The 24,144-nt window shown below is 67.1% G+C and carries 24 protein-coding genes; 18 read left to right on the top strand and 6 right to left on the bottom strand.

All coding sequences use genetic code 11. The features are described 5' to 3' along the window. The first annotated feature begins 119 nt into the window (after positions 1-119). Entirely contained in the window at positions 120-728 is a 609-nt protein-coding gene (locus AC1PQG_RS25565) for a hypothetical protein (RefSeq protein ID WP_481120531.1), read from the top strand. A 14-nt stretch (positions 729-742) separates the two neighbouring features. Here the strand turns inward: AC1PQG_RS25565 and AC1PQG_RS25560 are convergent, their stop codons facing one another. After that, on the bottom strand, positions 743-1,123 hold the full coding sequence (locus AC1PQG_RS25560) for an Hsp20/alpha crystallin family protein (RefSeq protein ID WP_481120530.1): 381 nt from the start codon (positions 1,121-1,123) through the stop codon (positions 743-745). 18 nt (positions 1,124-1,141) lie between these two features. Then, positions 1,142-1,573: an Hsp20/alpha crystallin family protein gene (locus tag AC1PQG_RS25555; protein ID WP_481120529.1), complete on the bottom strand. Its 432-nt coding sequence runs from the start codon at positions 1,571-1,573 to the stop codon at positions 1,142-1,144. Between the two features lie 185 nt (positions 1,574-1,758). Between AC1PQG_RS25555 and AC1PQG_RS25550 the strand changes: the two genes are divergently transcribed. Continuing rightward, on the top strand, positions 1,759-2,910 hold the full coding sequence (locus AC1PQG_RS25550) for a S1C family serine protease (protein WP_481120528.1): 1,152 nt from the start codon (positions 1,759-1,761) through the stop codon (positions 2,908-2,910). A 39-nt stretch (positions 2,911-2,949) separates the two neighbouring features. Here the strand turns inward: AC1PQG_RS25550 and nfsB are convergent, their stop codons facing one another. After that, positions 2,950-3,603 (bottom strand): oxygen-insensitive NAD(P)H nitroreductase, encoded by a 654-nt coding sequence (nfsB, locus tag AC1PQG_RS25545; RefSeq protein ID WP_481120527.1) that lies wholly within the window; start codon positions 3,601-3,603, stop codon positions 2,950-2,952. Between the two features lie 265 nt (positions 3,604-3,868). Here nfsB and AC1PQG_RS25540 point away from each other — a divergent pair, with 265 nt between their 5' ends. The 8 genes from AC1PQG_RS25540 (at position 3,869) to AC1PQG_RS25505 (ending at position 11,435) form a co-directional block, all read left to right on the top strand. After that, positions 3,869-4,108, top strand: coding sequence for a hypothetical protein (locus AC1PQG_RS25540; RefSeq protein ID WP_481120526.1), 240 nt, complete (start codon positions 3,869-3,871; stop codon positions 4,106-4,108). 501 nt (positions 4,109-4,609) lie between these two features. Next, on the top strand, positions 4,610-7,474 hold the full coding sequence (locus tag AC1PQG_RS25535; RefSeq protein WP_481120525.1) for a TonB-dependent receptor plug domain-containing protein: 2,865 nt from the start codon (positions 4,610-4,612) through the stop codon (positions 7,472-7,474). Between the two features lie 71 nt (positions 7,475-7,545). Continuing rightward, positions 7,546-7,974 (top strand): DUF6152 family protein, encoded by a 429-nt coding sequence (locus AC1PQG_RS25530; protein ID WP_481120524.1) that lies wholly within the window; start codon positions 7,546-7,548, stop codon positions 7,972-7,974. 19 nt (positions 7,975-7,993) lie between these two features. Further along, positions 7,994-8,497 (top strand): DUF6644 family protein, encoded by a 504-nt coding sequence (locus AC1PQG_RS25525; RefSeq protein WP_481120523.1) that lies wholly within the window; start codon positions 7,994-7,996, stop codon positions 8,495-8,497. A gap of 5 nt (positions 8,498-8,502) precedes the next feature. Continuing rightward, a complete protein-coding gene (locus tag AC1PQG_RS25520) occupies positions 8,503-8,976 on the top strand; it encodes a DUF6644 family protein (protein WP_481120522.1) in 474 nt (157 codons plus the stop codon). An 11-nt stretch (positions 8,977-8,987) separates the two neighbouring features. Further along, positions 8,988-9,584: a hypothetical protein gene (locus tag AC1PQG_RS25515; protein ID WP_481120521.1), complete on the top strand. Its 597-nt coding sequence runs from the start codon at positions 8,988-8,990 to the stop codon at positions 9,582-9,584. Between the two features lie 51 nt (positions 9,585-9,635). Further along, a complete protein-coding gene (locus AC1PQG_RS25510; RefSeq protein ID WP_481120520.1) occupies positions 9,636-10,424 on the top strand; it encodes a hypothetical protein in 789 nt (262 codons plus the stop codon). Positions 10,425-10,442: 18 nt separating this feature from the next. Next, a complete protein-coding gene (locus AC1PQG_RS25505; protein WP_481120519.1) occupies positions 10,443-11,435 on the top strand; it encodes a hypothetical protein in 993 nt (330 codons plus the stop codon). A gap of 6 nt (positions 11,436-11,441) precedes the next feature. Here the strand turns inward: AC1PQG_RS25505 and AC1PQG_RS25500 are convergent, their stop codons facing one another. Both AC1PQG_RS25500 and AC1PQG_RS25495 read right to left on the bottom strand, forming a co-directional pair. After that, entirely contained in the window at positions 11,442-12,941 is a 1,500-nt protein-coding gene (locus AC1PQG_RS25500) for a sensor domain-containing diguanylate cyclase (protein ID WP_481120518.1), read from the bottom strand. Between the two features lie 209 nt (positions 12,942-13,150). Beyond that, positions 13,151-13,330 carry a hypothetical protein gene (locus AC1PQG_RS25495; RefSeq protein ID WP_481120517.1) on the bottom strand — a complete coding sequence of 60 codons (180 nt, stop codon included), beginning with the start codon at positions 13,328-13,330 and terminating at the stop codon, positions 13,151-13,153. 385 nt (positions 13,331-13,715) lie between these two features. Here AC1PQG_RS25495 and AC1PQG_RS25490 point away from each other — a divergent pair, with 385 nt between their 5' ends. From AC1PQG_RS25490 to AC1PQG_RS25480, 3 genes are read left to right on the top strand one after another with little or no spacing between them, the layout of a single operon-like run. Further along, positions 13,716-14,054: a P-II family nitrogen regulator gene (locus tag AC1PQG_RS25490; protein WP_374479388.1), complete on the top strand. Its 339-nt coding sequence runs from the start codon at positions 13,716-13,718 to the stop codon at positions 14,052-14,054. A gap of 10 nt (positions 14,055-14,064) precedes the next feature. Continuing rightward, the gene (locus tag AC1PQG_RS25485) at positions 14,065-15,564 is read left to right on the top strand and encodes an ammonium transporter (RefSeq protein ID WP_481120516.1); all 1,500 of its coding nucleotides are present in this window, start codon (positions 14,065-14,067) and stop codon (positions 15,562-15,564) included. 58 nt (positions 15,565-15,622) lie between these two features. Then, on the top strand, positions 15,623-17,368 hold the full coding sequence (locus AC1PQG_RS25480; protein ID WP_481120515.1) for a methyl-accepting chemotaxis protein: 1,746 nt from the start codon (positions 15,623-15,625) through the stop codon (positions 17,366-17,368). Positions 17,369-17,465: 97 nt separating this feature from the next. On the opposite strand, the gene AC1PQG_RS25475 is transcribed toward AC1PQG_RS25480, so the two are convergent. Continuing rightward, the gene (locus AC1PQG_RS25475; RefSeq protein WP_481120514.1) at positions 17,466-18,068 is read right to left on the bottom strand and encodes a helix-turn-helix domain-containing protein; all 603 of its coding nucleotides are present in this window, start codon (positions 18,066-18,068) and stop codon (positions 17,466-17,468) included. A 146-nt stretch (positions 18,069-18,214) separates the two neighbouring features. Here AC1PQG_RS25475 and purU point away from each other — a divergent pair, with 146 nt between their 5' ends. The 5 genes from purU to AC1PQG_RS25450 are packed head-to-tail and all read left to right on the top strand — an operon-like array spanning position 18,215 to position 24,127. Next, positions 18,215-19,075, top strand: a complete 861-nt coding sequence (purU, locus tag AC1PQG_RS25470) for a formyltetrahydrofolate deformylase (RefSeq protein ID WP_481120513.1) — start codon at positions 18,215-18,217, stop codon at positions 19,073-19,075. 24 nt (positions 19,076-19,099) lie between these two features. Further along, a complete protein-coding gene (locus AC1PQG_RS25465; protein ID WP_481120512.1) occupies positions 19,100-20,341 on the top strand; it encodes an FAD-dependent oxidoreductase in 1,242 nt (413 codons plus the stop codon). Positions 20,342-20,370: 29 nt separating this feature from the next. Beyond that, positions 20,371-20,628 (top strand): sarcosine oxidase subunit delta, encoded by a 258-nt coding sequence (locus tag AC1PQG_RS25460; protein ID WP_079437540.1) that lies wholly within the window; start codon positions 20,371-20,373, stop codon positions 20,626-20,628. Beyond that, positions 20,625-23,525 (top strand): 2Fe-2S iron-sulfur cluster-binding protein, encoded by a 2,901-nt coding sequence (locus AC1PQG_RS25455; protein ID WP_481120511.1) that lies wholly within the window; start codon positions 20,625-20,627, stop codon positions 23,523-23,525. The genes AC1PQG_RS25460 and AC1PQG_RS25455 overlap by 4 nt, the downstream gene beginning before the upstream one ends. Then, positions 23,525-24,127 carry a hypothetical protein gene (locus tag AC1PQG_RS25450; protein ID WP_481120510.1) on the top strand — a complete coding sequence of 201 codons (603 nt, stop codon included), beginning with the start codon at positions 23,525-23,527 and terminating at the stop codon, positions 24,125-24,127. Before AC1PQG_RS25455 ends, AC1PQG_RS25450 begins: the two co-directional genes overlap by 1 nt. Positions 24,128-24,144: the final 17 nt, after the last annotated feature.

Raw genomic sequence — 24,144 nt, 5'->3', positions numbered from 1 at the left:
CACGCGGTTAACCTGGCGCAAACAAAGCCGGATTGCCATCGTTCCGACACCGTCCCGTTACCGTACTGTCATCCGGCGTGGCCACAGTGCCCTCATCCAAACCACAAGAGGGCGGCCAGATGCATGATTTTCTTGAAAAACTGCGCACACTGCGGTGGGACGACCACCGCTACTACCACCAGTGCCGCATCAACCAGACGCTGCACCTGATCAGCGCCGTCAGCTTCCTGTGCGCCTACGGCCTGCTCTTCGTCGATCCGGCCATGGCGGGCCTGGTGGGCTGGCTGGTGGGCATGGTGTCGCGCCAGTCGGGGCACATCTTCTTCGAGCCGCGGGAGTTCGACCGGGTGAACAACACCAGCTACGACTACAAGGAATCGATCAAGGTCGGCTACAACATGCAGCGCAAGGGCGTGCTGATCGGCATCTGGCTGAGCATCCCGGCGCTGCTGTATGTGCAGCCGACGCTGTTCGGCCTGTTCGACGCACAGGCCGCCTTCCTGCACAAGCTCGGCCTGGTATGGCTGGGGCTGGGCATCGGCGGGCTGCTGTTCCGCACCGTGCATCTGTTCTTCCTGCGCAGCCCGGCCTGGGGCCTGGCCTGGATGTGCAAGATCCTCACCGACCCCTTCCACAACGTGGACATCTACTGGAAGTCGCCCGTGTGGCTGCTGCGCGGCCAGCGCCTCGACCCGCTCGAGCACGATCTGGAAGAAGCGGCGGCCTGAGCCGCCGCCAGGACTTACACCACCTGCACCTCGATGCGCCGCGGCTGGGCGTGCTCGGCCTTGGGAATGCGCAGGGTCAGCACGCCCTGCTCGAAGCTGGCCTTCACCTTGCCGGCGTCGAGCTCCTTCGACAGCGTGAATTGGCGGCGGTAGCGCGGCAGGCCCACCTCGGTGTGGGTCAGCTCCATGCCCTCCGGCGCGTCGAGCACCACTTCGCCGTCGATGGTCAGCACGTCGGCCTCCACGTGCAGGCTGAGGCGGTCCTTCGGCACGCCGGGCAGGTCGGCATACAGCGTGATGCCGCCAGCGTCCTCCAGCACATCGACGGGGGGCAGCAGCGCGGCGTCCTCGTGGGTCGCGGCGGCACTCTTGGGGGCTTGGTTGGTATCGCTCATGGTCGGTCCTCCGGGGGCTTACTGGATGCTGATGCGGCGCGGCTGGGTTTCTTCGCGGCGCTGCACGCTGACGTGCAGCATGCCGTCGCGGTACTTGGCGACGATGGAATTGGGGTCGATGTCGTCGGGCAGGGACACCACGCGGCGGAAACGCCCGGCGAAGCGCTCGCCGATATGCACGGTGGCCTGCTCGGAGACGGCCGGCGCCTTGCGCTCGCCGGCGATGGTCAGGATGCCCTTCTCGAGCTGCACGTCCAGCGTGGCCGGATCGAGGCCCGGCGCGAAGGCGTAGATCTCCACGGCATTCGGGGTGCCGCCCACGTTGAGGGCGGGGTAGCCGCGCTTCTGGCCGCGAATGCTCGGCCCGGGTTCGACGGTCTGCGGCACCTCCCGCTGCAGCCGCTCGAGTTCGGCGAGCAGATCGCGGGGGAACATGGATCGGTAGTACATGCGAGCCTCCTGAAAGTAGGGGAAAAGGCGGCGCCGGGGCGCCCATGCCCCCATAGCTGAGTGCGCGCCATGGCAATTTCAAGGCCTTGAAGTTCGCCCCCGCATCCCCCATCTTTCGCACAGGCGCGTGCGTGGCGGAGTGCTCCGCATGCGGTCCGACGGCCCCCCGACGACAGGCAGCCCGCATGCGCTACGACGACGACTCCTCCCACCAGCAGCAACGCTTTGCGCAGCGCTGGCTCATCATCACCGTCTGCGTCGGCGCACTGATGCTGCTATGGCATTTCCTGCCGGCGCTGGAGTCGGCCTTCAGCCCCCAACAGGCCAGCGAGCGCACCGTGACGCCGCGCGGCGACCTGGCCGCCGACGAGAAATCGACCATCGAGCTGTTCGAGCGCTCCCGCAATTCGGTGGTGTACATCACCACCTCGCAGCTGGTGCGCGACAACTGGACCCGCAACGTGATGTCGGTGCCGCGCGGCACCGGTTCGGGCTTCATCTGGGACGACGCGGGCCACGTGGTGACCAATTTCCACGTCATCCGCGGCGCCTCGCAGGCCACCGTGCGCCTCGCCGACGGACGCGACTACCAGGCGGCGCTGGTCGGTGCCAGCCCGGCCCACGACATCGCGGTGCTGCGCATCGGTGTCGGCTTCAAGCGGCCACCGCCGGTGCCGGTGGGCACCAGCGCGGACCTGAAGGTCGGGCAGAAGGTCTTCGCCATCGGCAACCCCTTCGGCCTGGACTGGACGCTGACCACCGGCATCGTGTCGGCGCTGGACCGCAGCCTGCAGGGCGACGACGAGGGACCATCGATCGAACACCTGATCCAGACCGACGCGGCGATCAACCCCGGCAACTCCGGCGGCCCGCTGCTCGACTCGGCCGGCCGCCTGATCGGCATCAACACCGCGATCTACAGCCCGTCCGGCACCTCGGCCGGCATCGGCTTCTCGATCCCGGTGGATACGGTGATGCGCGTGGTACCGCAGCTGATCCGCAGCGGCAAGTATCTGCGCCCGGCGCTGGGCGTGGAGCTCGACGAGGCGCTCAACCAGCGCCTCTCCCACGGGCTGGGCGTCGAGGGGGTGGTGATCCTGCGCGTACCGCGCGGGTCGGCGGCCCACCAGGCCGGGCTGCGGGGCATCACGCAGAACCCGGACGGCAGCCTGGTGCCGGGCGACATCATCGTCGCGGTGGAAGGCAAGCCGGTGGATTCGGTGGCCCGCCTGGCGGCGCGCCTCGACGACTTCAAGGTCGGCGAGAGCGTATCGATCGAGATCCTGCGCGGCCGCAACCGCCAGTCGGTGGCGGTCACGCTGCAACCGGGCAGCTGAACATCAACGAAAAAACGGGGGCCGCAGCCCCCGTGTCGATCACAACTCGGTGAACAGCGCCCCATCGGGCAGGCGCGATTTGGGCAGCTTGGCGTTGAAGTCGTCCGCGCCGCTGTAGCCGAGGGCCACCAGCACCACGCCGGTGAGGCCGCGCTCGGTAAGGCCGAGGGCTTCGTCCAGCGCCTTCACATCGAAGCCCTCCATCGGACAAGCGTCGATGTCCAGTGCCGCCGCGCCGAGCAGCAGGGTGCCGAGGGCGATGTAGACCTGACGCTCGATCCAGCTGCGCTCGTCCTGCAGCTCGGTCTGGTGCAGGTTCACGTAGAAACGCCGGCTCTTGTCCTGGTTGGCCTTGGCCTCGTCGGTCGCGAAACGGCCGTCGGCCTGCTCGGCGTCGAGCACCGCCGACAGGTGGGCGTCGTCCAGCGTGGTGCGAGCGCATAGCACCACCACGTGGGAGGCCTTGCGGACCTTCGGCTCGTTGTAGGCAAAGCCGCCCTGGGTCGCCTGCGCGACGCGTGCCTTGGCTTCCGGCGTGGCGGCGATGGCGAAATGCCAGGGCTGGGAATTGACCGACGACGGGGCGTTGCGCAGCAGTACGCGCAGCTGCTCGACGAGGTTCTCGGGGATCTGGCGATCGGCGTCGAAGGCCTTGGTGGTGTGGCGAGTCTGGGTGATGCGGGCAATATCCATGAGCGTGCGTGTCCTTGCGTTCTCGGTTGTCGGGCAGCGCGCCGCCCCTGTACGGGAGGGCGTTTGCGGCGCTGCCGCATTGTAGAGGGCGGCACGCGGCGGAAGTTCATGGCGGGCGTCATCGCGCTGCGCGGGTGGCATGCACGCCGCGGCCCGGCTGTCATCGTCGTGCAATCTGCGGTGCGCATGCTGGCGTTGGAGTCTGGAGGCGCGCCCGCCCCGGCCGGGCGTGCAATTTCATGTGCAAAGCTGTGACGAGGTGACCATGACGACCAAAGTCTATTGCTACCACTGCATGACCTACCACCACCCCGAATCGATGCAGAAGATCATGACCCGCACCGGCGAACGCTGGCGCTGCATCCGTTCCATCGAAGCCGCACGAAGCAGCGTGGATGCGCGCGATGCCTTCGGCGAACGCCAGTCCGAGATCAACAAGGCCCGCGCCCGCGCGGTACAGGAGAACGCGATGCTCGACCGTCGCCTGACCGCCTTCGTGCTGTAGCCCACACGCTGCGCCCGCCTTCCGCCGGGCGCGCAGTGCTTCTGCCGGCATCCCTGCTCTACACGGCACCGATAGTGATTCCCCCTGAGCTCGGTGGATGACCTTATATTGCCTTCTCGGCAAATGGTGCCATTTTCCAGGCAATTCCCTGCACACGGCCTGCTGAGCAGGCATCAGCCGTGCTGGAATTGGAACAGCCCGCCATTCCTATTCCGGCGAATGCCGAATGGGCTACGGCCTATTGCAGGCTTCAATTCGCGCCATTCTTCGTCAATTTCGCGCCACGCCTTCCGCAACGGCACACGGACCGTCGCGCAGGGCCTGACGTTTATTGCAACATATTGTTTGAAAGGCAATTTCCTTTACAAAACCCCCTTCAAATCAGGCCGTGAATCCGAATAAACGGAAAGCCATATCGAATAAGAACGGACATCCAATGGCATAGGCTTTGCTCAAACTGACGCTCTCGAACATTTATTTACATTCGGAGCGCCGTCATTCATGAGCAAGCACAGGATCCCCCGGCAACACGACCCTGCACGAGTCACCAACCGCCCCCACGGCTTCCGGCTGTCCCCGATTGCCGCCCTTTTCGCCGGCATGACGCTGTTCTCGGCGCTGCCGGTTCACGCCCAATCCCTGAGCGATGTGCAGGCCGAAAACAAGCGCCTCGCCGCCGAGAACGAGCGCCTGCGCCAGGCCCTGGAGCAACAGAAGCAGCAGACCGGCAACAGCGCGCCAACAGCCCCCGCGGCCAGGCCGGTCACGCCGACAAGTGTCGCCGAAACCGCCAGCGCTCCGCAGCCCCCGCTGGCCCCCAACAAGGGCGACGCGCTGCTGCTAGAAGCCGTATCAGTGAAGAACACCAAGCTGAAGGAGATCCCCAAGTCCGTGTCGGTGGTCACCGGCGAGGAGCTGGAGAAATTCCATGTGAATAATTTCCGCGACATCGTCAATCGCATCGGCAACGTGCGCACGTCCTGGCAGAACCCCAACACCGCGTCGATCTTCATCCGCGGCGTGGGTTGGGCGGCCGGGGCCGGCGTGCTGGAGCCCAGCGTCGGCGTAAACGTAGATGGCGTGAGCTACGGCATCAGCTCGATCACTGCACTGGGCAACTTCCTCGATATCGAGTCGGTGGACGTCACCCGCGGCCCCACCGGCGTGGATGGCGGCCGCGCGTCCAACGTCGGCCGGGTGTCCATCAACACCCGCAAGCCGAGCTTCGTGCCGGAGGCCCGCGCGTCGGTCACCTACGGCGAGTTGAACACCGCCATCGCCACCGCGGTGATCGGTGGCCCGATCCAGGACGACGTGCTGGCCTACCGCCTGACCGTCAACCGGGAAACCGCCGACGGTCCCTACGACAACAAGAATGACAGCCACTACTCGTGGCGCAACACCGACCGCACCAACATCCGCAGCCAGTTCCTGCTGACCCCCAACAAGGATCTGGAAGCCCGCCTGTCGCTGGACTTCACGCCGAAGGGCCGCGAGATCTGCGAGAACTGCTTCGCCTTCCGCCTGAAGACGCCGGCCAACTACGACCGCCTCAATGCTGCCGGCCAGCCGATCCCGGTGAATTACGCGGAAGACAACTTCGGCAAGATCAACCGGCGCTGGTTCGGCCAGAAGACCGACTACACGGTGGCCGACTACTACGCCAAGGAGATCAACACCCTCGGCGAGTATCCCAACACCTACGCCACCAAGGGCGTGACCGCCGACGTGAAATACAAGCTCAACGACGCGCACACGCTGACCTTCATCACCGGCTACCGGGACTACGACTTCTCCCAGGGCGCCGGCACCCACACCCAGTTCGAATGGCTGCGCGCACCGCGCGGCACCCAGACCGAATACAAGCAGCTGAGCCAGGAGATCAAGCTCGACAGCAAGCTCAGCGACACGCTGCGCTATCAGGGCGGCCTGTACTTCTTCCAGAGCCAGTTCCCGAACACCAGCCAGACCGAGCGCTATGGCTCCGACGGCGGCGCCTGGTACGCCAACGCGGCCCAGTACGCGCTGCTCGACCCGGTCAACCCGCTGCTGCCCAACGCCACCGACTCCGCCGGCCGCGCGCTGCTGCTCAACTCCCTCGACGGCCTGATCACCAAGGTCCGCAACCGCCTCGACAACAAGACCCAGGCGGCCTACTCCAACATCATCTGGGATGCCACCAAGGAACTGAGCCTGAGCGCCGGCCTGCGCCTCAGCCGCGAATCGCGCAAGACCTCCGGCAGCAGCGTCATCGACTCCAACGGCTTCGGCGCCGAGCTCAACCCGGCCGCGGTCAACAACGTGCAGCTCAACGGCTTCGCCAACGACGCCAACGGCGTGCTGGCCGCGTCGAACAGCACCGCCCAGCGGGCGCTGGCGGACTTCGTCGCGCAGAAGTACTTCGGTGTCGCCACCTACGGCGCACTGTCGGCGGACCAGAAGAAGCAGGTCGCCGCCGCCAAGGCGATCCGCGCCGGGCGCATCGGCGCGCTGTACCAGAACACTATCGCCCAGTCCTATCTGGAAACCCTGCCGACCATCGAGCTGGGCTCCACCTACCGCTTCAACAACGCCCACACCGGCTTCGCCACCTGGAAACACGGCGAGAAAGCCGGCGTGTCGCAGATCGTCGGCGGCACGGTACTGGGCGGCAAGTCGGTACCGGCGGACACGGAAAAGACCGACGCCTACGAACTGGGCCTGAAGTCCTTCTTCCTGAACAAGACCCTGTCGGTGACCAGTGCGCTGTTCCTGCAGAACATCCGCAACTACATCCAGCCGGTATATGTGTTCGACGAGGTGCAGACCCGCCTCAACAACAATGGCCTGCCGGCCTACCTGTCGGCCCTCGGCAACGTGCCGAAGGTGCAGACCAAGGGCCTGGAGCTGGACGTGGTGTACTCGGGCCTGCCCTACACCACGCTGCGCTTCGCCGGCGCCTACACGGACGCCCGCTACAAGGACTTCAAGTTCGCCGCCAACCCCGGCGAGTTGGGCGGCGACCCGAGCCAGCCCTACTTTGACGCCAGCGGCAAAACGCTGGCCGGCGCACCGAAGTTCAGCGGCAACCTGTTCGGCGATTTCTCCTATCCGATCCTCGGCAACAAGGTCTTCCACACCAACCTCAACTACAACTTCCAGAGCAGCTATTACGCCGACCCGACCCTGTCCCGCTACAGCAAGACCAAGAGCTTCGGCGTGGCGGACCTGGCCGTCGGCGTCGGCCGCCAGGACAACAAGTTCGACGTGAGCTTCGTGGTGAAGAACCTCTTCAACGAGGACACCAGCCTGCAGCCGACCTGGAACAGCTACAAGCCGGGTATCCCGCGCTGGTTCGGCGTGACCATCAGCGCCTCGCTGTACTGACCCGTCCGTCCCGCTGCCCCTCTTCCCCACTGGATAAGGGCACGCCCACGTCTCGCAAACAGGAGAATCCGATGCACACCCCGTTCAAACCGTCCCGCTCCCGCCTGGGCGCGCTGGCCACCCTCGTGCTGCTGGCCGCGGCCGGCGGCCCCGCCCACGCCCACCACGCCTTCGCTGCCGAATTCGACGCCGACCAGCCGATCGACCTGAAGGGCACCGTCACCAAGGCCAAGTGGGTCAATCCGCACAGCTGGCTGTATTTCGACGTGAAGAACGCCGACGGCACGGTGACCAACTGGGGCGCCGAGTTCGGCACGCCGCTGGCCCTGCAGCAGAAAGGCCTGACCCGTACCGAGCTGCAGGTCGGCTCGGAAGTGCGCATCAAGGGCTACCGCGCCAAGAACGGCGGTCCCCTCGGCTACGCGGTCAGCGTGACGCTGGCCGACGGACGCAGCTTCTTCACCGGTGGCGCCGGCGACGCGCCGACGGCAGCCCGCTGAGACACGAGTCCCCCCGTCCATGGCTTCCATCCTCGAACTCGCCCAGTCCATCGAGGGCACCCGCATCGGCGTCGCCATCGCGGAATCGTCGCTGGCCTTCCCGATCATCGAAGGCATCCACCTGATCGGCCTGTCGATCTCGGTTGGGCTGATCTTCCTCACTGACCTGCGCCTGCTCGGCGTCTTCCTGCGCCACGTGCCGCTCAACGACGTGCTGCACCACCTGCGCCCCTACGTGCTGGGCGGCTTCGCGGCGATCTTCATCTCCGGCGGCCTGCTGTTCTGGGCCGAGGCGGCAACGCTGGTGGCCAGCCCGCCCTTCCCGTTCAAGCTGGCCTTCATCCTGCTCGGCGGCCTCAACGCGCTGTATTTCGAGTTCGTCATCGCCCGCCAGCCAGCCGTGCAGCACGCCCAGCACGGCGCCCTGCCGGCCAACGCGCAGCTGGCCGGGCTGGCCTCGCTGGTGCTGTGGACGCTGGTGATCGTCTGCGGCCGCCTGATTCCCTATATCCCTGCCTGGTAATTGCGATGCCCATCCGCGAACTCCTTACCGACCTGCAGAACAGCGCCTTCGCGCACTCCGTCAGCAAGGCCGACCACTTGGTCGGCGCCGGCCTGCAGATCATCCATGTGCTCGGCTTCGTGCTGCTGCTGGCCTCCCTGGCGCTGGTCAGCCTGCGCGTGCTGGGCCTGGCCTTCGGGCGCCAGCCGCTGCCCTCGGTCGCCCGCGAGGCCAACCGCCTGATCTGGCTCGGCCTGGCGCTGGCCGTGGCGAGCGGCATCCTGATGTTCTCGGCGAGCCCGCTGCTGTACTTCTACAAGCCGGTGTTCATCGCCAAGCTCGGGCTGCTGGCCACCGCGGTGCTGATCCAGCTGCTCCTGCTCGGCCCGGTCAGCCGCAGCGCCCAGCCGTCGCCGGCGCGGGCCCGCGTCAGCATCGTGCTGGGCCTCGGTGCGTGGTTCGGCGCCGCGCTGGCCGGCCGCATCATCGGTTTTGTATGAGGTAACCGACCATGTTCAAGCCCACGCTATCCGCCCTCGCGCTGCTGGCCGCCTTCTGCCTCGCCGGTTGCCGCGACGATGCCCCGAAGGCGGCCACCGAGCCGGCCTTCCGCCCGACCGCGTCGATCCAGGAGATCATGCAGTCCATCGTCGATCCCAGCGCCGACGCGCTGTGGGAGTCCGTCTCCAGCACCGTCACCGCCAAGGGCGTCGAGGACAAGCAGCCACGCACCGACGAGGAGTGGACCGCAGTCCGCCACCTGGCCATCCAGCTCGCCGAGGCCGCCAACCTGCTGGCTGTCGAGGGCCGTCCGCTGGTGCATGCCGGCAAACAGCTGGAAGACGCCCATGTCGCCGGCATCCTCAAGCCCGACGAGATCGGCGCGCTGATCGGCAAGGAGCGCCCGCGCTTCGTCACCCACGCGCGCCATCTGCAGCAGGCTGCCGAGGAGGCGCTGGCCGCCATCGACGCGCGTAGCGTGGAGCGCCTCACCGTCGCCGGCGGGTCCATCGACCAGGCCTGCGAGGCCTGCCACCGGGTCTTCTGGTACCCCAACGACAAGCGCCCGCCGGAGCTGGCCGGCACAGCGGCCCCCGTCACCAAGTAAGCGCGGCGGCCCGTGCCGCCCCGCCCCACCGTTCCACAGGAGATAAACGTCTTGACCGACGCACCGATCCCCGCGCGGCCGCCCCGTGGCGCCCGCCTGCTGGCCGCCGGCCTGATGCTGCTCGCCAGCCAGTTGGCCTTCGCCCACGACGCGATCCCGCGCCTGCCCAATGGCAAGCCCGACTTTTCCGGCATCTGGCAGACCCTCACGCCGGCCGACGACGACCTCGAACCCCACGCCGCGCGCAAGGACGCCGCCCCCGGCGCCGGCGTCGTCGAGGGCAAGTTCATCCCCTACCTGCCCCAGGCGCTGGCCCAGAAGAAAAAGAACTTCGAGGCTCGCGAGACGGCCGACCCGCGCAGCAAGGGCTGGACCCTCGGCGTGCCGCGCGGCATCTACTATCCGGAGCCCTTCCAGATCTTCCAGCGTCCCCGCGACCTGAAGCTGGTGTTCCAGTTCGGCCACACGGTCCGCACCATCCACACCAACCAGACCGAGCATCCCGACGTGATCGGCGACTTGCTGTCCGGCGACTCCCGCGGCCGCTGGGACGGCGACACGCTGGTGGTGGACGCACGCAACTTCACCGACCAGACCTGGCTCGACCGGGCCGGCAACTTCCACAGCAGCGACCTGCATGTGGTGGAGCGGTGGACCTACCTGGACGCCAACACCGTCGAGTACAAGGCGACCCTCGAGGACCCGCAGGTCTATAGCCGCCCGTGGACCCTCGGCGTGATCCTCCACCGCCACCGGGAGAAGGACTTCCAGCTGATCGAGGACTACCGCTTCACCCTCGATTTCGACCAGTACTACCCGCCCAAGCGCGACAAGAACTGAGGAAGGAACCCGCCTGCGATGGACACCCCGATGACCCACCGGACCTCGACCCGACCCCACCACCGCCGCGCCGTGCTGCTGGCCTGCGCCAGCCTGCTTGCCACCGGCACCGCCCACGCCCAGACCGCCCCCACGCAACCCGCCGCCACCGCGGCGCCGGTGGTGGACAAGAGCATCCCGAAGATCCCCGCCGGCCCCTGGCAGGGCCCGCGCCTGCCCGACGGCCAGCCCGACGTGAGCGGCTTCTGGGGCCCGACCTTCGGCAGCTACCTGAACCTGACCGACCCCGAAGGCATCTCCACCGGCGAGCGCCAGCGCAACCTGCCGCCACGGGAACAGCGCGCACCAAGCCGGGTCAGCGAGCCCGCCGACGGCCAGGTGCCCTACCAGCCGTGGGCCCGCGCCAAGGTCCAGGAATACCAGACCTATTACTCCAACCCGATCAAGCCCGAGTACGTGGACCCGCTGGCCCGCTGCGCGCCACCGGGCATTCCGCAGGCCTTGTACATGCACGGCCACGAGATCTACCAGTATCCGGGCTACGTCGTGTTCCTGTTCGACCAGGGCACCCGCATCATCCACCTGGACAACAAGCCCCACCTGGCCGACAACATCAAGCTATGGAACGGGGATTCCCGCGGCCGCTGGGAAGGCAACACGCTGGTGGTCAGCATCTCGAACTACAACGGCAAGTCCAAGTTCGGCCGCAGCGGCGAGTTCGTCAGCGAGAACGTGAAGATCGAGGAGCGCTACACCTTCGACAGGGATGGCAAGCGCTACAACTACGAGGCGCGCATCACCGACCCGACGGTGCTGACGCGGCCGTTCACGGTGACGGTGCCGATCCGCAAATACACCGAGGCCGACAAGCCGCGCCCGGTGGTGTACGCGGTGCGCGAGGCCAAGCACGCCGGCAAGGAAACGATCATCGAATACGCCGAGGAGCGCGCCTGCATCGAGTTCAACAGCGGCCACGCCCACCTGCCCGGCGATGCGGCTGCCGCCAGGTAAGCCCCGTCATCTCACCAGCGGCTCCGCCGCCACGATCACCCGGTTGCGGCCGGCCTCCTTGGCGGCATACAGCGCCCGGTCGGCACGCTCCACCAGATCGATGCCGACCGGACTCATCGAGTGGTTCGGATTTTCCACCGGCCAGGCCGGCCGCAAGCAGGCCACGCCGATGCTGACGGTGACCCGGCTGCTTTCCAGCGTGCCGCGGTGCACGATGCGCAGCGCGGCCACCGCACTGCGCAGGCGCTCGGCCACCTGGGCGGCGGCGGTTTCATCAGTGCCTGGCAGCAGCGCCACGAACTCCTCGCCGCCATAGCGGGCCACCATGTCGGCGGCACGGACGACCGCCACGTTGAGGGTCTTGGCGACCATCTGCAGGCAGCGGTCTCCTTCCACATGGCCGAAATGGTCGTTGAAGTCCTTGAAGTGATCCACATCGATCATCAGCAATGACAGCGGCTGGCCGCTGCGCATCGCCCGGCGCAGCTCCAGATCGAGGGAGCCGTCGAAGGCCCGCCGGTTGCCGATGCCGGTCAGCGCGTCCTGCGCGGTCAGGCGCTTGAGGGTCTCGGTCAAATGCACCAGCTTACGGTACAGGATGCCGCTTTCCACCAGCAGCACCAGCAGCACGAAGCTCGCCGCCAGCAGGCCGTACACGCGGCCGGCATAGAATCCAAGATCGAAGCGCCCGCCGTTGAGCATCGCCGACAGCGCGATGTCGATCAAGGACGCACACACCATGATCATCAGCCACAGGTCGAGCACCGAATGGGGCCGGCTGAACCACAGCACGGCCAGCGCCAGCAGGCTGGTGGCCCATATCGAGGCGACCACGAGCGACATCGACGAGCGGTAACGGTTACCGTCCATGATCGCCGGCAGCAAGTCCTGCCCGACAGTGGCCAGCGCAGTGAAGCCGGCGCTCAACGCCACCATGCCCGCCCCCGCTGCCAACAGCGGCAGACGCAGACGGCGCGGCAGCACAGAGGACACATCGTCCCGCCCCTTGAAGCACGCGTAGGCGACGATGAACAGCGGGAAGACGCCGTGCCAGAACATGTACAGCCAGGCCGTGCTCTGCGGGCCGGCACCTAGCAAACCGGTGGAGGTGAACAGCCCCGGAAAGGTCAGCGCATGAGCTACGGTCATGCAGGCCACGTACAGATAGCCGCAGCCCAGCACGAACAACGCGCGGGAATTGAACGAAAGATACTGGCTGAACAGCAGCGCCGCGGTGATCAGGTCGGTGGCTACCAGCCAGGACTCGTAGCACGGGATGAAGCCCCAGATCGGGGGCAACGGCACCCGTGCGAACGGGGCGAGCAGCGCGAAGACCAGCAGGGAGAACACCAGGACCGTCAGCGCCACGCGCCTTTCGCGCGGGCTGGCCGTCAGCGTCGACAGGAACAGGGCGCTGCCGTCGGCTGGATCGGCGGGAACGCCGTCAGTGAGCCCAGGCGCAGTCAAGGACATGATGGACTCCCGCTCGCGGTCGAATTTGACCATGAATAGGAATCTAGAATAAGACCTGAGCCTCCGTAGCCGTGCGTGAAATAAATCACGCTACGTACATCGCACCGCCCCCTCCTCCGTGTCGGATTCGCCGGCAACAGCGGAACGTTTTGCCGCGACAGCACCCAAGAAACAAGACGACCGGCTCGCCGCTATCCCGACGTGGTCTCACACGCCGGGATATGGACGACTGTGCCCTCACCTCAACGCCAGCCCCCGAACTGCTGCATATGCAGGCCGTCGGCCCCCGCATCCTGCTCGGCGGGGCCTTGCAGGCCCATCGTCGCGAGGCGCGCCGAACGGGAATTGTTGGTCGTCTCGGAGATCCAGGCCTGGCCGGCACGCAGACGGGCCAGGCAGTACTGCCAGAGTGCAGAGAACATATCGCAACCCTCCTCAACATAGATACGGTTTTCATCAAGCAAACGACATACCAGTATTACCGTATTACGTACCAAGCAGGATACAACCTGTCTCTCACGCCGGTTCGCGACTTTTCTCTCGTTTTCCCGACGCCTCCCTGACGCTTTGCCCCTCCACTTCCGCTGCCCGACTTGGTGCAGTTTTGACCTCTGCGCCGTGTTTTAGTGCATGAATTTTATTTTCATTTTGTTAAACCCCCTTCATTTGTAGGGATTGCGGCTTGGCATAGCTCGTGCTTTTCTTTGCATGAAACTTTTGTTCTTTACATGCAATACCGCCTATGAAAAACCCGCCCACATCCCGTCCGGCTTCCTTGCGGTCGCCGGGCCTCCCTTGGAGGTTCCAATGAAATGGATTAGCGCAATCATCAAGCCGTTCAAGCTCGACGAGGTCCGCCTGGCCCTCAATGCCGTCGGCGTAAACGGCGTCACCGTCACCGACGTCAAAGGCTTCGGCCGCCAGAAGGGGCACACCGAGCTGTACCGGGGTGCCGAGTACGTCGTGGACTTCCTGCCCAAGGTGAAAGTGGAGGTCGCCGTGCCCGACGACGTGCTGGAAAGCGCCATCGCCGCCATCGAGCAGGCCGCCGCCACCGGCAAGATCGGCGACGGAAAGATCTTCGTCTTCGACCTTGAGAAGGCCGTCCGCATCCGCACCGGCGAAGCCGGTCTCGAAGCCCTTTAGGAGCGCTCCCATGAAACGCATTCTTGCCCTGGCAACCCTGCTTTTCGCCCTCTGTTTCGCGATGCCCGGCTGGGCCGACGACGCCCCGGCTGCCGCGGCGACCGTCAGCGCCGCCGCCGACACAGCCAGCACTCCGGCAGCCGCGGCCGCAACCGCCACTGCCGCAACACCGGCAGCCCCTGCCGCTGCCGCTCCCGCTCCCGTGCCCAACAAGGGCGACACCGCCTGGCTGATCACCGCCACGCTGCTGGTGGTGATGATGGCCGCCCCTGGCCTCGGCCTGTTCTACGGCGGCATGGTCCGCAGCAAGAACATGCTGTCGATCCTCATGCAGTCGCTGGTGATCTTCTGCCTGCTCGGCGTGCTGTGGGCCGTCTATGGCTACAGCCTGGCCTTCACGGACGGCAATGCCTTCATCGGTGGCTTCGACAAGCTGTTCATGAAGGGCGTCACGCCGGACACCGTGGCCGCCACCTTCAGCAAGGGCGTCGTGCTGCCGGAGTACATCTTCGCGTCCTTCGAGCTGACCTTCGCGGCGATCACCCCGGCGCTGATCATCGGCGGCTTCGCCGAGCGCATCAAATTCACCGCGGTGCTGGCCTTCATGGTGCTGTGGTTCACCTTCTCCTACATCCCGATGGCCCACATGGTGTGGTACTGGGCCGGCCCGGATGCCTTCACCTCTGCCGAAGCGGCGGAAAAGGCGGCTGAAGTGGGTGGCTTCCTGTTCAACAAGGGCGCCCTCGACTTCGCCGGCGGCACCGTGGTGCACATCAACGCCGGCATCGCCGCGCTGATCGGCGCCTTCATGATCGGCCCGCGCCTCGGCTACCGCCGTGAATCGATGGCCCCGCACAGCCTGACGATGACGATGGTCGGCGGCTCCCTGCTGTGGGTCGGCTGGTTCGGCTTCAACGTCGGTTCGTCCCTGGAAGCCGGCGCCACCGCGGGCCTGGCCTTCTTCAACACGCTGGTGGCCACCTGCGCCGCAACCGTCGCATGGACGTTGATCGAAGCCATCTTCAAGGGCAAGCCGTCGATGCTCGGCGCGGTCTCCGGCGCCATCGCCGGCCTCGTGGTAATCACCCCGGCCTGCGGCCTGGTCGGCCCGATGGGCGCCATCATCATGGGGCTGCTCGGCGGCCTGGTGTGCTACTGGGGCGTCAATGGCCTCAAGCGCATGCTCGGCATGGACGACACCCTGGACGTGTTCGGCGTGCATGGCGTCGGCGGCATCCTCGGTGCGCTGCTGACTGGTGTTTTCGCCTCCCCCGAACTGGGCGGGACCGGCGTCTACGACTACGTCGCCAACGCCGTCGCCCCGTACGACATGGGCGCCCAGCTGGTTGCCCAGGCGTGGGGCGTGGGTACTGCAGTGGTGTGGTCCGGCGTGGTGTCCTACATCGCCTTCAAGCTGGTGGATATGGTCATCGGCCTGCGGGTCGAGGAAGACGCGGAACGCGAAGGCCTTGACCTGAGCACCCACGGCGAGTCTGCCTACCACGACTGAGCCCATGTCGATGAATCGTTTTATGAAGGGCCTGTTCGGGCCCCGCGGAAACGACTTCATGGCCGCCGACGATGCCGTCGGCGGCGGGGCCCCGGAGCCCGTCGTGGCTCCGCCGGCCCCGCCGTCGCCGGGCCGTCGCCTGGCCCTGTGGGGTCGCCACATCGCTCATCTGATCCGCCACGGCATGAATGCCGAAACCGCCCACGCCGCCCACCTGGGAGAAGTGGAAGCCCGCATCGGTGCGATGACCCTGGAGATCGAGCGCGGCCAGCGCCGCATGCTGAACGGCAGCGAGGAAGCCCACGCGCTGCGCCAGCAAGCCGAAGCCACCCTGGCCGCCACCGCCGGCGACATCGATGCCGGCCTGGCCGAGCTGGAAGCCACGCTATCGGCCAAGGTCGCGCGCATCGGCGAAGTAGTCAAGGTACTCGAGAAGATCGGCCGCGACCTCGACCTGCTGGCCCTCAATGCCGCCATTCAAGCGGCCAGCGCCGGCGAACAGGGCCGTGCCTTCGCAGTGGTCGCCGACAACATCCGGGCCCTCGCCGGCGACACCGTCGCCAACGCCAAGAGCGCCTCGCAACTACTCGACTTTGCCGATTTCCAGCAGGGCCTGCAGGGCTTCCGCCAGGAGAGCGCAGCCAGCGTGGCCCGCTCCAACCAGGAAACCGGCGCCGCCTTCACGCGTATCGAAGAGACCTTCGCCGGGCTGCGCGACGCCCTCGCCACCCTCGACGAACACGGGCGGGTCATCTCCGCCATGCACACCCTCAACCAGTCCACCTTCGACCGCCAGCGCCTCAAGCTCGAATGGGCCGAGCGCCTGAGCCTCGACCTGGGCGGACTGGAAAAGCAGCCCCACGACAACATCGTGGCGGTGCTCGACCGCCTGCTCGACAAGGAAGGCCTGACCGCCGACGCCGGCTACGACCGGCTGGCCGACATCCGCCGCCGCGGCCGCCTGCGGGTCGCCATCGAGCCGGCCTTCAAGGGCCTGTCCTTCCGCCTGCAGCCCGGCGCGCCACTGCGCGGGCTGGATGTGGACTACGCCCGCGCCTTCGCCAAGCATCTGGGCGTGGCGGTGGACTTCGTCGAACATCCGTGGGACCAATGCACCGAGCTTCTGCAGGCCGGCCGCCGCCCCGGCGAGCCCGCCGCCGACCTGGTGTGGAGTGCGCTGCCACCGAATGCCGCCTACCAGGGCGTGGCCTTCTCGGACAGCTACACCTACCTGAATTACGTGCTGGCGCGCCGCCACGGCGACACGCGCATCGACGGCGTGGCCAGCCTGGAAGGCAAGGTCCTTGGCTGCATCAACGACCCGGCCGCCTTCGCCGCGCTGGAGGCCGCCGGCCTGCGCTGGAGCAAGCACACCCGCAAGGAACCCGGCACCGTGCGGCTGGCCAACCTGATCGGCTATTCCGACCAGGGCGTCATCCACGACGCGCTGGCCGACGGCACCGTGGATGCCTTCGCGGTGGATCACCCGATCTTCGCGTGGGCCTGCTATGGGCAGGACAGCCCGTGGCGCGGCCGCATCGAGATCCTCCCCGAGCCGCTGTCGCGCCAGCCCTGGTTCTACGCGGTCGGCGTCGCCGACGCGCCGTCGTCGTGCCGCCTGCTGCAGGAGGTCAACCGCTTCATCGCCGGCTTCATGAAGAGCCGCGAGCGGGAACAGATCGAGAAGAGCTGGCAGTTCACGGTGCTCCGCGGCACCGGCAGCTATCGCGACGAAGCCGGCAAGCTGCGCGGCGAAGACGCGCTGGCCGCCGACCTGGCCCGGCTGACGCCGTGCGAGCCGTGAAATCCTGCGCCCGCCGGAGCCTGCCTTCCGTTGTGGATGCGGGGCCGCGCAGGAACTCCATCGCTCGTCCGCGGCGCCCTAATCAGGCGCCGCCTGCTCAGCCAGCCTCGCCCGAGTTCGGATACATCAGCACGCTGAGGAAGCGGATCGGGCACTTGCTGAGCTTTTCCGGGCCGTGGGGAATGTCGGCGCGGAAGGTCAGCGCGTCGCCCGGCTTCAGCACATAGGTGTTCTGGCCATGGCGGTACTCGATCTCCCCCTCGAGCATGTAGATGAACTCGGTGCCCGGGTGCTCGAAGATCGGGAAGGTCTCCGACTCGTGGTCGATGGTGATCAGGAAAGGCTCGAAGACCTTGGTCGGCCCCTGGTCGTAGGCCAGCAGGTGATAGGTGTGCCCCTTCTTGGTGCCGCGCCGCACCACTTCCATCCCCTCGCCATCCTTCACCAGCTGCGCGCTGCCGTCGCGCACGTCGTAGCCACGGAACAGCGTGGCGATCGACACGCCGAGGGCGCCGGCCAGCCGCGACAGGGTGTCCAGGCTGGTGGCTGTCTGCGCATTCTCGATCTTCGACAGCATGCCGCGGCTGATGCCGGCCAGGTTGGCCACATCCGCAATGGTGAGGCCGTGCTTCTGGCGCAGGTCACGGATCGTGTTGCCCAGGTAGCGCTCCAGGCTGCCGCTGCCTTCTTGTTCGCTCATGGGGGTTCTCCCACCTAAATCTCGATGACGAAATTATTGCACAGGCAAGTGTTTCATACGAGGAAAAAATAGTTGACACTATTCACCTCGAGATGCACCATGTGCAAAAATAATTCTCTACATGAACTTCCAGCGGAGTTGAGAGCATGTCATCGAGTCGTCGCTACACCCTGTCCCTCTCCTGTCCCGACCGGGTCGGCATCGTCGCCGCGGTAAGCGGCTTCCTTGCCAGCCATCAGGGCTGGATCACCGAGGCGAACCACCACGCCGACGCCGAGGCGGGCCGCTTCTTCATGCGCCAGGAAATCCTGGCCGACTCCCTGCCCTTCGGCATCGACACCCTGCGCGACAAGTTCGCCCCCATCGCCGTCGAGTTCGGCATGGAGTGGCGCATCTCCGACAGCGCCCGCAAGAAGCGCGTCGTCATCCTCGTCTCCAAGCAAGAACACTGCCTCTACGATCTCTTCGCCCGCTGGCAGTCCGGCGACCTGGACATCGACATCCCCTGCGTCATCTCCAACCACGAGACCTTCCGCGGTTTCGTCGAATGGCACGGCATCCCCTTCCACCACGTGCCCGTCACCGCGGACAACAAGCCCGCCGCCTACGCCAAGGTCGAAGAGCTGTTCCGCGAGGCCGATGGCGACGTGATGGTGCTGGCCCGCTACATGCAGATCCTCTCGCCGGAGCTGTGCACCAACTATCCCGGCCAGATCATCAACATCCACCACAGCTTCCTGCCCAGCTTCGTCGGCGCCAAGCCCTACCACCAGGCCCACACCAAGGGCGTCAAGCTCATCGGCGCCACCTGCCACTACGTCACCAGCGAGCTCGACCAGGGACCCATCATCGAGCAGGACGTCATCCGCGTGGATCACTCCGACGCCCCCGACGACCTCGTCCGCTACGGCAAGGACATCGAGAAGGCCGTCCTCGCACGCGGGCTGCGCTACCACCTCGAGGACCGCGTCCTCGTCCATGGCAACAAGACCGTCGTCTTCCGCTGAAACACCGGAACTAGAGGAACCACCATGCCCTGGCGTCTCCTGCGCTTCGCGCTCAACAAGAAGCACCCAGAACCCCGGATGTTCACCTTCCACGAGAAGCTGAAATCCAGCTACGACGTGGTCATCATCGGCGGCGGCGGACACGGCCTGTCGGCCGCCTACTACCTGGCCCGCGAACACGGCATCACCAATGTCTGCGTGCTCGAGAAGGGGTACATCGGCGGCGGCAACACCGGCCGCAACACGACCATCATCCGCTCCAACTACCTGACCCCCGAGGGCGTCCAGTTCTACGACGAGTCCGTGCGCCTGTGGCAGGACCTGTCGGAAGACTTCGACCTCAACCTGTTCTACGCCAACCGGGGCCACTTCACCCTCGCCCACACCGATTCGGCGCTGCGCACCATGCGCTGGCGCGCCGAGGTGAACAAGCATTACGGCGTCGCCTCCGAAGTGGTCGGGCCGGAAGTGGTGAAGGAAGCCGCGCCGATGATCGACATCACCTGCGCCGGCCACTCGCCGATCCTCGGCGCGCTGTACCACGCCCCCGGCTCGGTGGCGCGCCACGACGCGGTGGCCTGGGGTTACGGCCGCGGCGCCGACCAGCGCGGCGTCGAGATCCACCAGCAGACCGAAGTGCTGGGCATCGACGTGGAAGGCGGCAAGGTCAAGGGCGTGCGCACCAGCAAGGGCTACATCAGCACCGGCAAGGTGTTGTGCGCGGTGGCCGGCTCCACGCCGCGCATCCTCAAGATGGTGGACGTCAAGTCGCCGATCTACATCCACCCGCTGCAGGCGATGGTCAGCGAGCCGGTCAAGCCCTGGCTCGACCCGATCCTGGTGTCCGGCAGCCTGCACGTCTATATCAGCCAGTCGGCCCGCGGCGAGCTGGTGATGGGCGCCTCCCTCGACCCCTACGAGCTGCACGGCACCCGCTCCACGCTGGACTTCGTCGAAGGCCTCACCAGCCACATGCTGGAGATGTTCCCCTTCCTCTCCAACGTGAAGGTGATGCGCCAGTGGGCCGGCATGGCCGACATGACCCCCGACTTCGCGCCGGTGATGGGCAAGACCCCGGTGGATGGCTTCTACCTGGATTCCGGCTGGGGCACCTGGGGCTTCAAGGCCACGCCGGTGTGCGGCAAGACCATGGCCCACACCATCGCCACCGACACCGCCCACCCGCTGATCACCGGCTTCTCCCTCGACCGCTTCCGCAACTACGCCCTCACCGGCGAAAAGGGCGCGGCCTCGGTCGGCCACTGACCCGGCCCCGGAGAGAAAGGAAAACCGCCATGAAGATCATGACCTGCCCCCTCAACGGCCCGCGCCCGGTTTCGGAATTCCACTATTGGGGCGAAGTGCGCCCGATGCCCAACCCGGCCACCGCCAGCGACGATGCCTGGGCCGACTACGTCTTCAACCGCAACGGTGCCCCCGGCCTGAAGAAGGAATGGTGGTGCCACACCCCCAGCAACACCTGGTTCATCGCCGAGCGGGACACCGAGAAGGACGTTGTACTCAAGACCTATTTCTACGAGGGAGATCAATGATGCGTTTGCCCGCCACCCGCGGCGAGTGGATCGACCGCTCCCGCCCCGTCGAATTCAAGTTCGAAGGCCAGACCTACAAGGGCTACGCCGGCGACACCATCAGCGCTGCCCTGTGGGGCGCCGGCGTCCGCGTGCTCGGCCGCAGCTTCAAGTACCACCGCCCGCGCGGCGTGCTGTCCCTGGCCAACCATGACGTCAATGCGCTGCACCAGTCGGGCGGCACGCCCAACGTGCGCGCCGACGTCACGCCTCTCGTGGCCGGTATGGACCTGACCGCCGTCAATACCTTCGGCAGCCTGGCCGACGACAAGGGCCGCTTCCTCGGCAAGCTGTCCGCCGTGCTGCCGGTCGGCTTCTACTACAAGGCCTTCCACAGCAAGCGCCTGTTCCCGATGTGGGAGCGCATGTTCCGCGCCATGACCGGCCTCGGCAAGGTGGACCTGAAGAGCCCGCACAAGCGTACGCCCAAGGCCTACGACTTCTGCGACGTGCTGGTCATCGGCGCCGGCCCGTCCGGCCTGTCCGCCGCGCTGGCCGCCGCCGCCCAGGGCGCCGACGTGACGGTGGTGGACGAGAACGCCCAGGCTGGCGGCAGCGCCGGCTACCAGCTCGGCAACGACAACGGCCGCCGCCAGCAGCACGCCGACCTGCTCGCCAAGGTCGCCGCCGAGCCGCGCATCCGCGTGCTCACCGGCACCTACGCCGCCGGCTACTACAAGGATCACTGGATTCCGCTGGTCAGCGCCGAGCGCATGCTCAAGATGCGCGCCGGCAGCGTGGTCGTCGCCAGCGGCGCCTTCGAGCAGCCCGCCGTTTTCCACAACAACGACCTGCCCGGCATCATGCTGGCCTCCGCCGCCCAGCGCCTGGCCTACCGCTACGGCGTCAAGCCGCTGGACAAGGCAGTGGTGCTCACCGCCAACGCCGACGGCTACCGCGCCGCGCTGGATCTGCTGGCCGTCGGCACCGCCATCGCCGCGGTGGTAGACCTGCGCACCAACCCCGGCAAGGCCGAACCGCTGGCCCACCTGCTGCGCCAGTCCGGCGTCGAGGTGCTGAGCGGCCACTGCATCGTCGAAGCCAGGCCCGACGCCAACGGCCTGTGCGCCGGCGCCCGCATCGCCGCGCTGCGCGCCGACGGCACCCCCGCCGCGCAGACCCGCGACATCCCCTGCGACGGCATCCTGATGAGCACCGGCTGGGCCCCCGCCGCCAACCTGCTGTACCAGGCCACCACCCGCATGCGCTACGACCGGGCGGTGGAACAATTCGTCCCCGACGTGCTGCCCGACGGCGTGTTCGCCTGCGGCCGCGTCAATGGCGTCTTCGAGCTCGACCGCAAGCTCGCCGACGGTGCCCGCGCCGGCAGCCACGCCGCCGCCGCGGCCGGCTTCGGCAGCGCCAGCGGCGCCGCCCTGCCCCCCGAGAGCGAGAGCCCCAGCCACCCGTGGCCGATCATCGACCACCCGGCCGGCAAGAACTTCGTCGATTTCGACGAGGACCTGCAGTTCAAGGATTTCTGCAACGCGGTGCAGGAAGGCTTCGACAACATCGAGCTGCTGAAGCGCTTTTCCACCAACGGCATGGGCCCCAGCCAGGGCAAGCACTCCAACATGAACGGGCTGCGCATCCTGGCCCGCCTGACCGGCAAGGAACCCCAGCAGGTCGGCACCACCACCGCGCGCCCCTTCTTCCACCCGGTCCCGATGTCCATCCTGGCCGGCCGCGGCTTCCACCCGGAGCGTCGCACCCCGCTGCACAGCCGCCACGACGCCCTCGGCGCCAAGTGGATGCCCGCCGGCGTGTGGCAGCGCCCGGAGTATTACCAGCTCGCCGGCAAGAGCCGCCTCGACTGCATTCGCGGTGAAGCCCTGGCGGTGCGCAACGGCGTCGGCCTGATCGACGTCGGCACACTCGGCAAGCTGGAGGTCATCGGCCCGCAGGCCGCCGAGTTCCTGGAGCGCGTCTATACGTCCAACTACGCCAACCTCAAGGTCGGCATGACCCGCTACGCGGTGATGTGCGACGAGTCCGGCGTGGTCATCGACGACGGCGTGGTGGCCCGCCTGGCGGACGACCACTTCTACTTCACCACCACCACCTCCGGCGCGGCGACGATCTACCGCGAGCTGTCCCGCCTCAACACCATGTGGCGGCTGGACTGCGGCATCGTCAATCACACCGGCGCCTTCGCCGCGGTGAACCTCGCCGGGCCGAAGTCCCGCGAGGTACTGCGCAGCCTGACCGGCCTCGATCTGTCGGCCGCCGCCTTCCCCTACCTGGCGGTGCGCGAGGGCGAAGTGGCGGGCATCCCGGCACGCCTGATGCGGGTCGGCTTCGTCGGCGAATGGGGCTACGAGATCCACGTGCCGGCCAGCCACGGCGGCGCCCTGTGGGACGCCCTGATGAAGGCCGGCGCCAGCCACGGCGTCCGCCCCTTCGGCGTGGAAGCCCAGCGCCTGCTGCGCCTGGAAAAAGGCCACATCATCATCAGCCAGGACACCGACGGCCTCACCACCCCGCTGGAAGTCGGCATGGAATGGGCACTGAAGATGAACAAGCCCTTCTTCGTCGGCCAGCGCAGCCTCACCGCGGTTTCTCACAAGCCGCGCAAGCAGCAACTGGTGGGCATCAGCTTCCCGGCCAGCCACGAAGGCCCGGTGCCGCTGGAATGCAACCTGGTCATCGAGGGCGGCGACATCGCCGGCCGCGTCACCAGCATCGCCTGGAGCCCGACCCTCAAGCGCCACATCGGCCTCGCCTTCGTGCGCCCCGACCTGGCCAAGCCCGGCCACACCGTCAGCATCCGCCTCACCGGCGGCTCGATGGTCCAGGCCCAGGTGAGCGCCACCCCGTTCTACGACCCGGACAACCTCAAGCAGAAGGAGGCCGCGTGATGCCCAGCAACGCCCTCGCCGTGAGCCCGGTGGCCGACCTCGCCACCCTGCCCGACCCCGCCGCCCAGAAGGCCGCCGTCGCCAATCTCGGCATCGCCGACCAGTCCCTCACGCCGCGCCACGGCTGCAAGGGCCCCGGCGCCGCCGCCTGGCTCGAAAACTTCGGCCTGCCGATTCCGCCGCAGCCCAACAACTGGCTGCCGGTGGACGGCGGCGGCCTGATCGCCCGCCTCGGCTTCACCGAGTTCCTGGTGGAAGGCCCGGCGACGCTGATCGCCCGCCTCGCCGCCGCGCCGCGCAGCGCCGGCGTCTATCCGGTGCTGCGCCAGGACGTCGCGCTGCTGCTCGGCGGCGCCAGGCTCGACGAACTGCTGCGCCAGACCTGCAACGTCAATTTCCGTCCCCTCGACCTGGCCACCCGCCCGGTGGTGCTCACCTCGATGGTCGGCGTCGGCGTGACGGTGATCCCGGAACTGCGCAACGGCCAGCCGGCAGTGCGCATCTGGGGCGACGGCAGCTACGGACACTACCTGTGGGAGACCTTGCTCGACATCGCCGTCGAGCTGGGCGGCGGCGCCGTAGCCCCCCACAGCTTCAACTGACCCCCCACGACCCCACC

The sequence above is a fragment of the Zoogloea sp. GDB6 genome, assembly GCF_056724105.1.
Note: the sequence above shows the minus strand (reverse complement) of the source record. Positions and strands in the feature narration are given on the sequence as shown.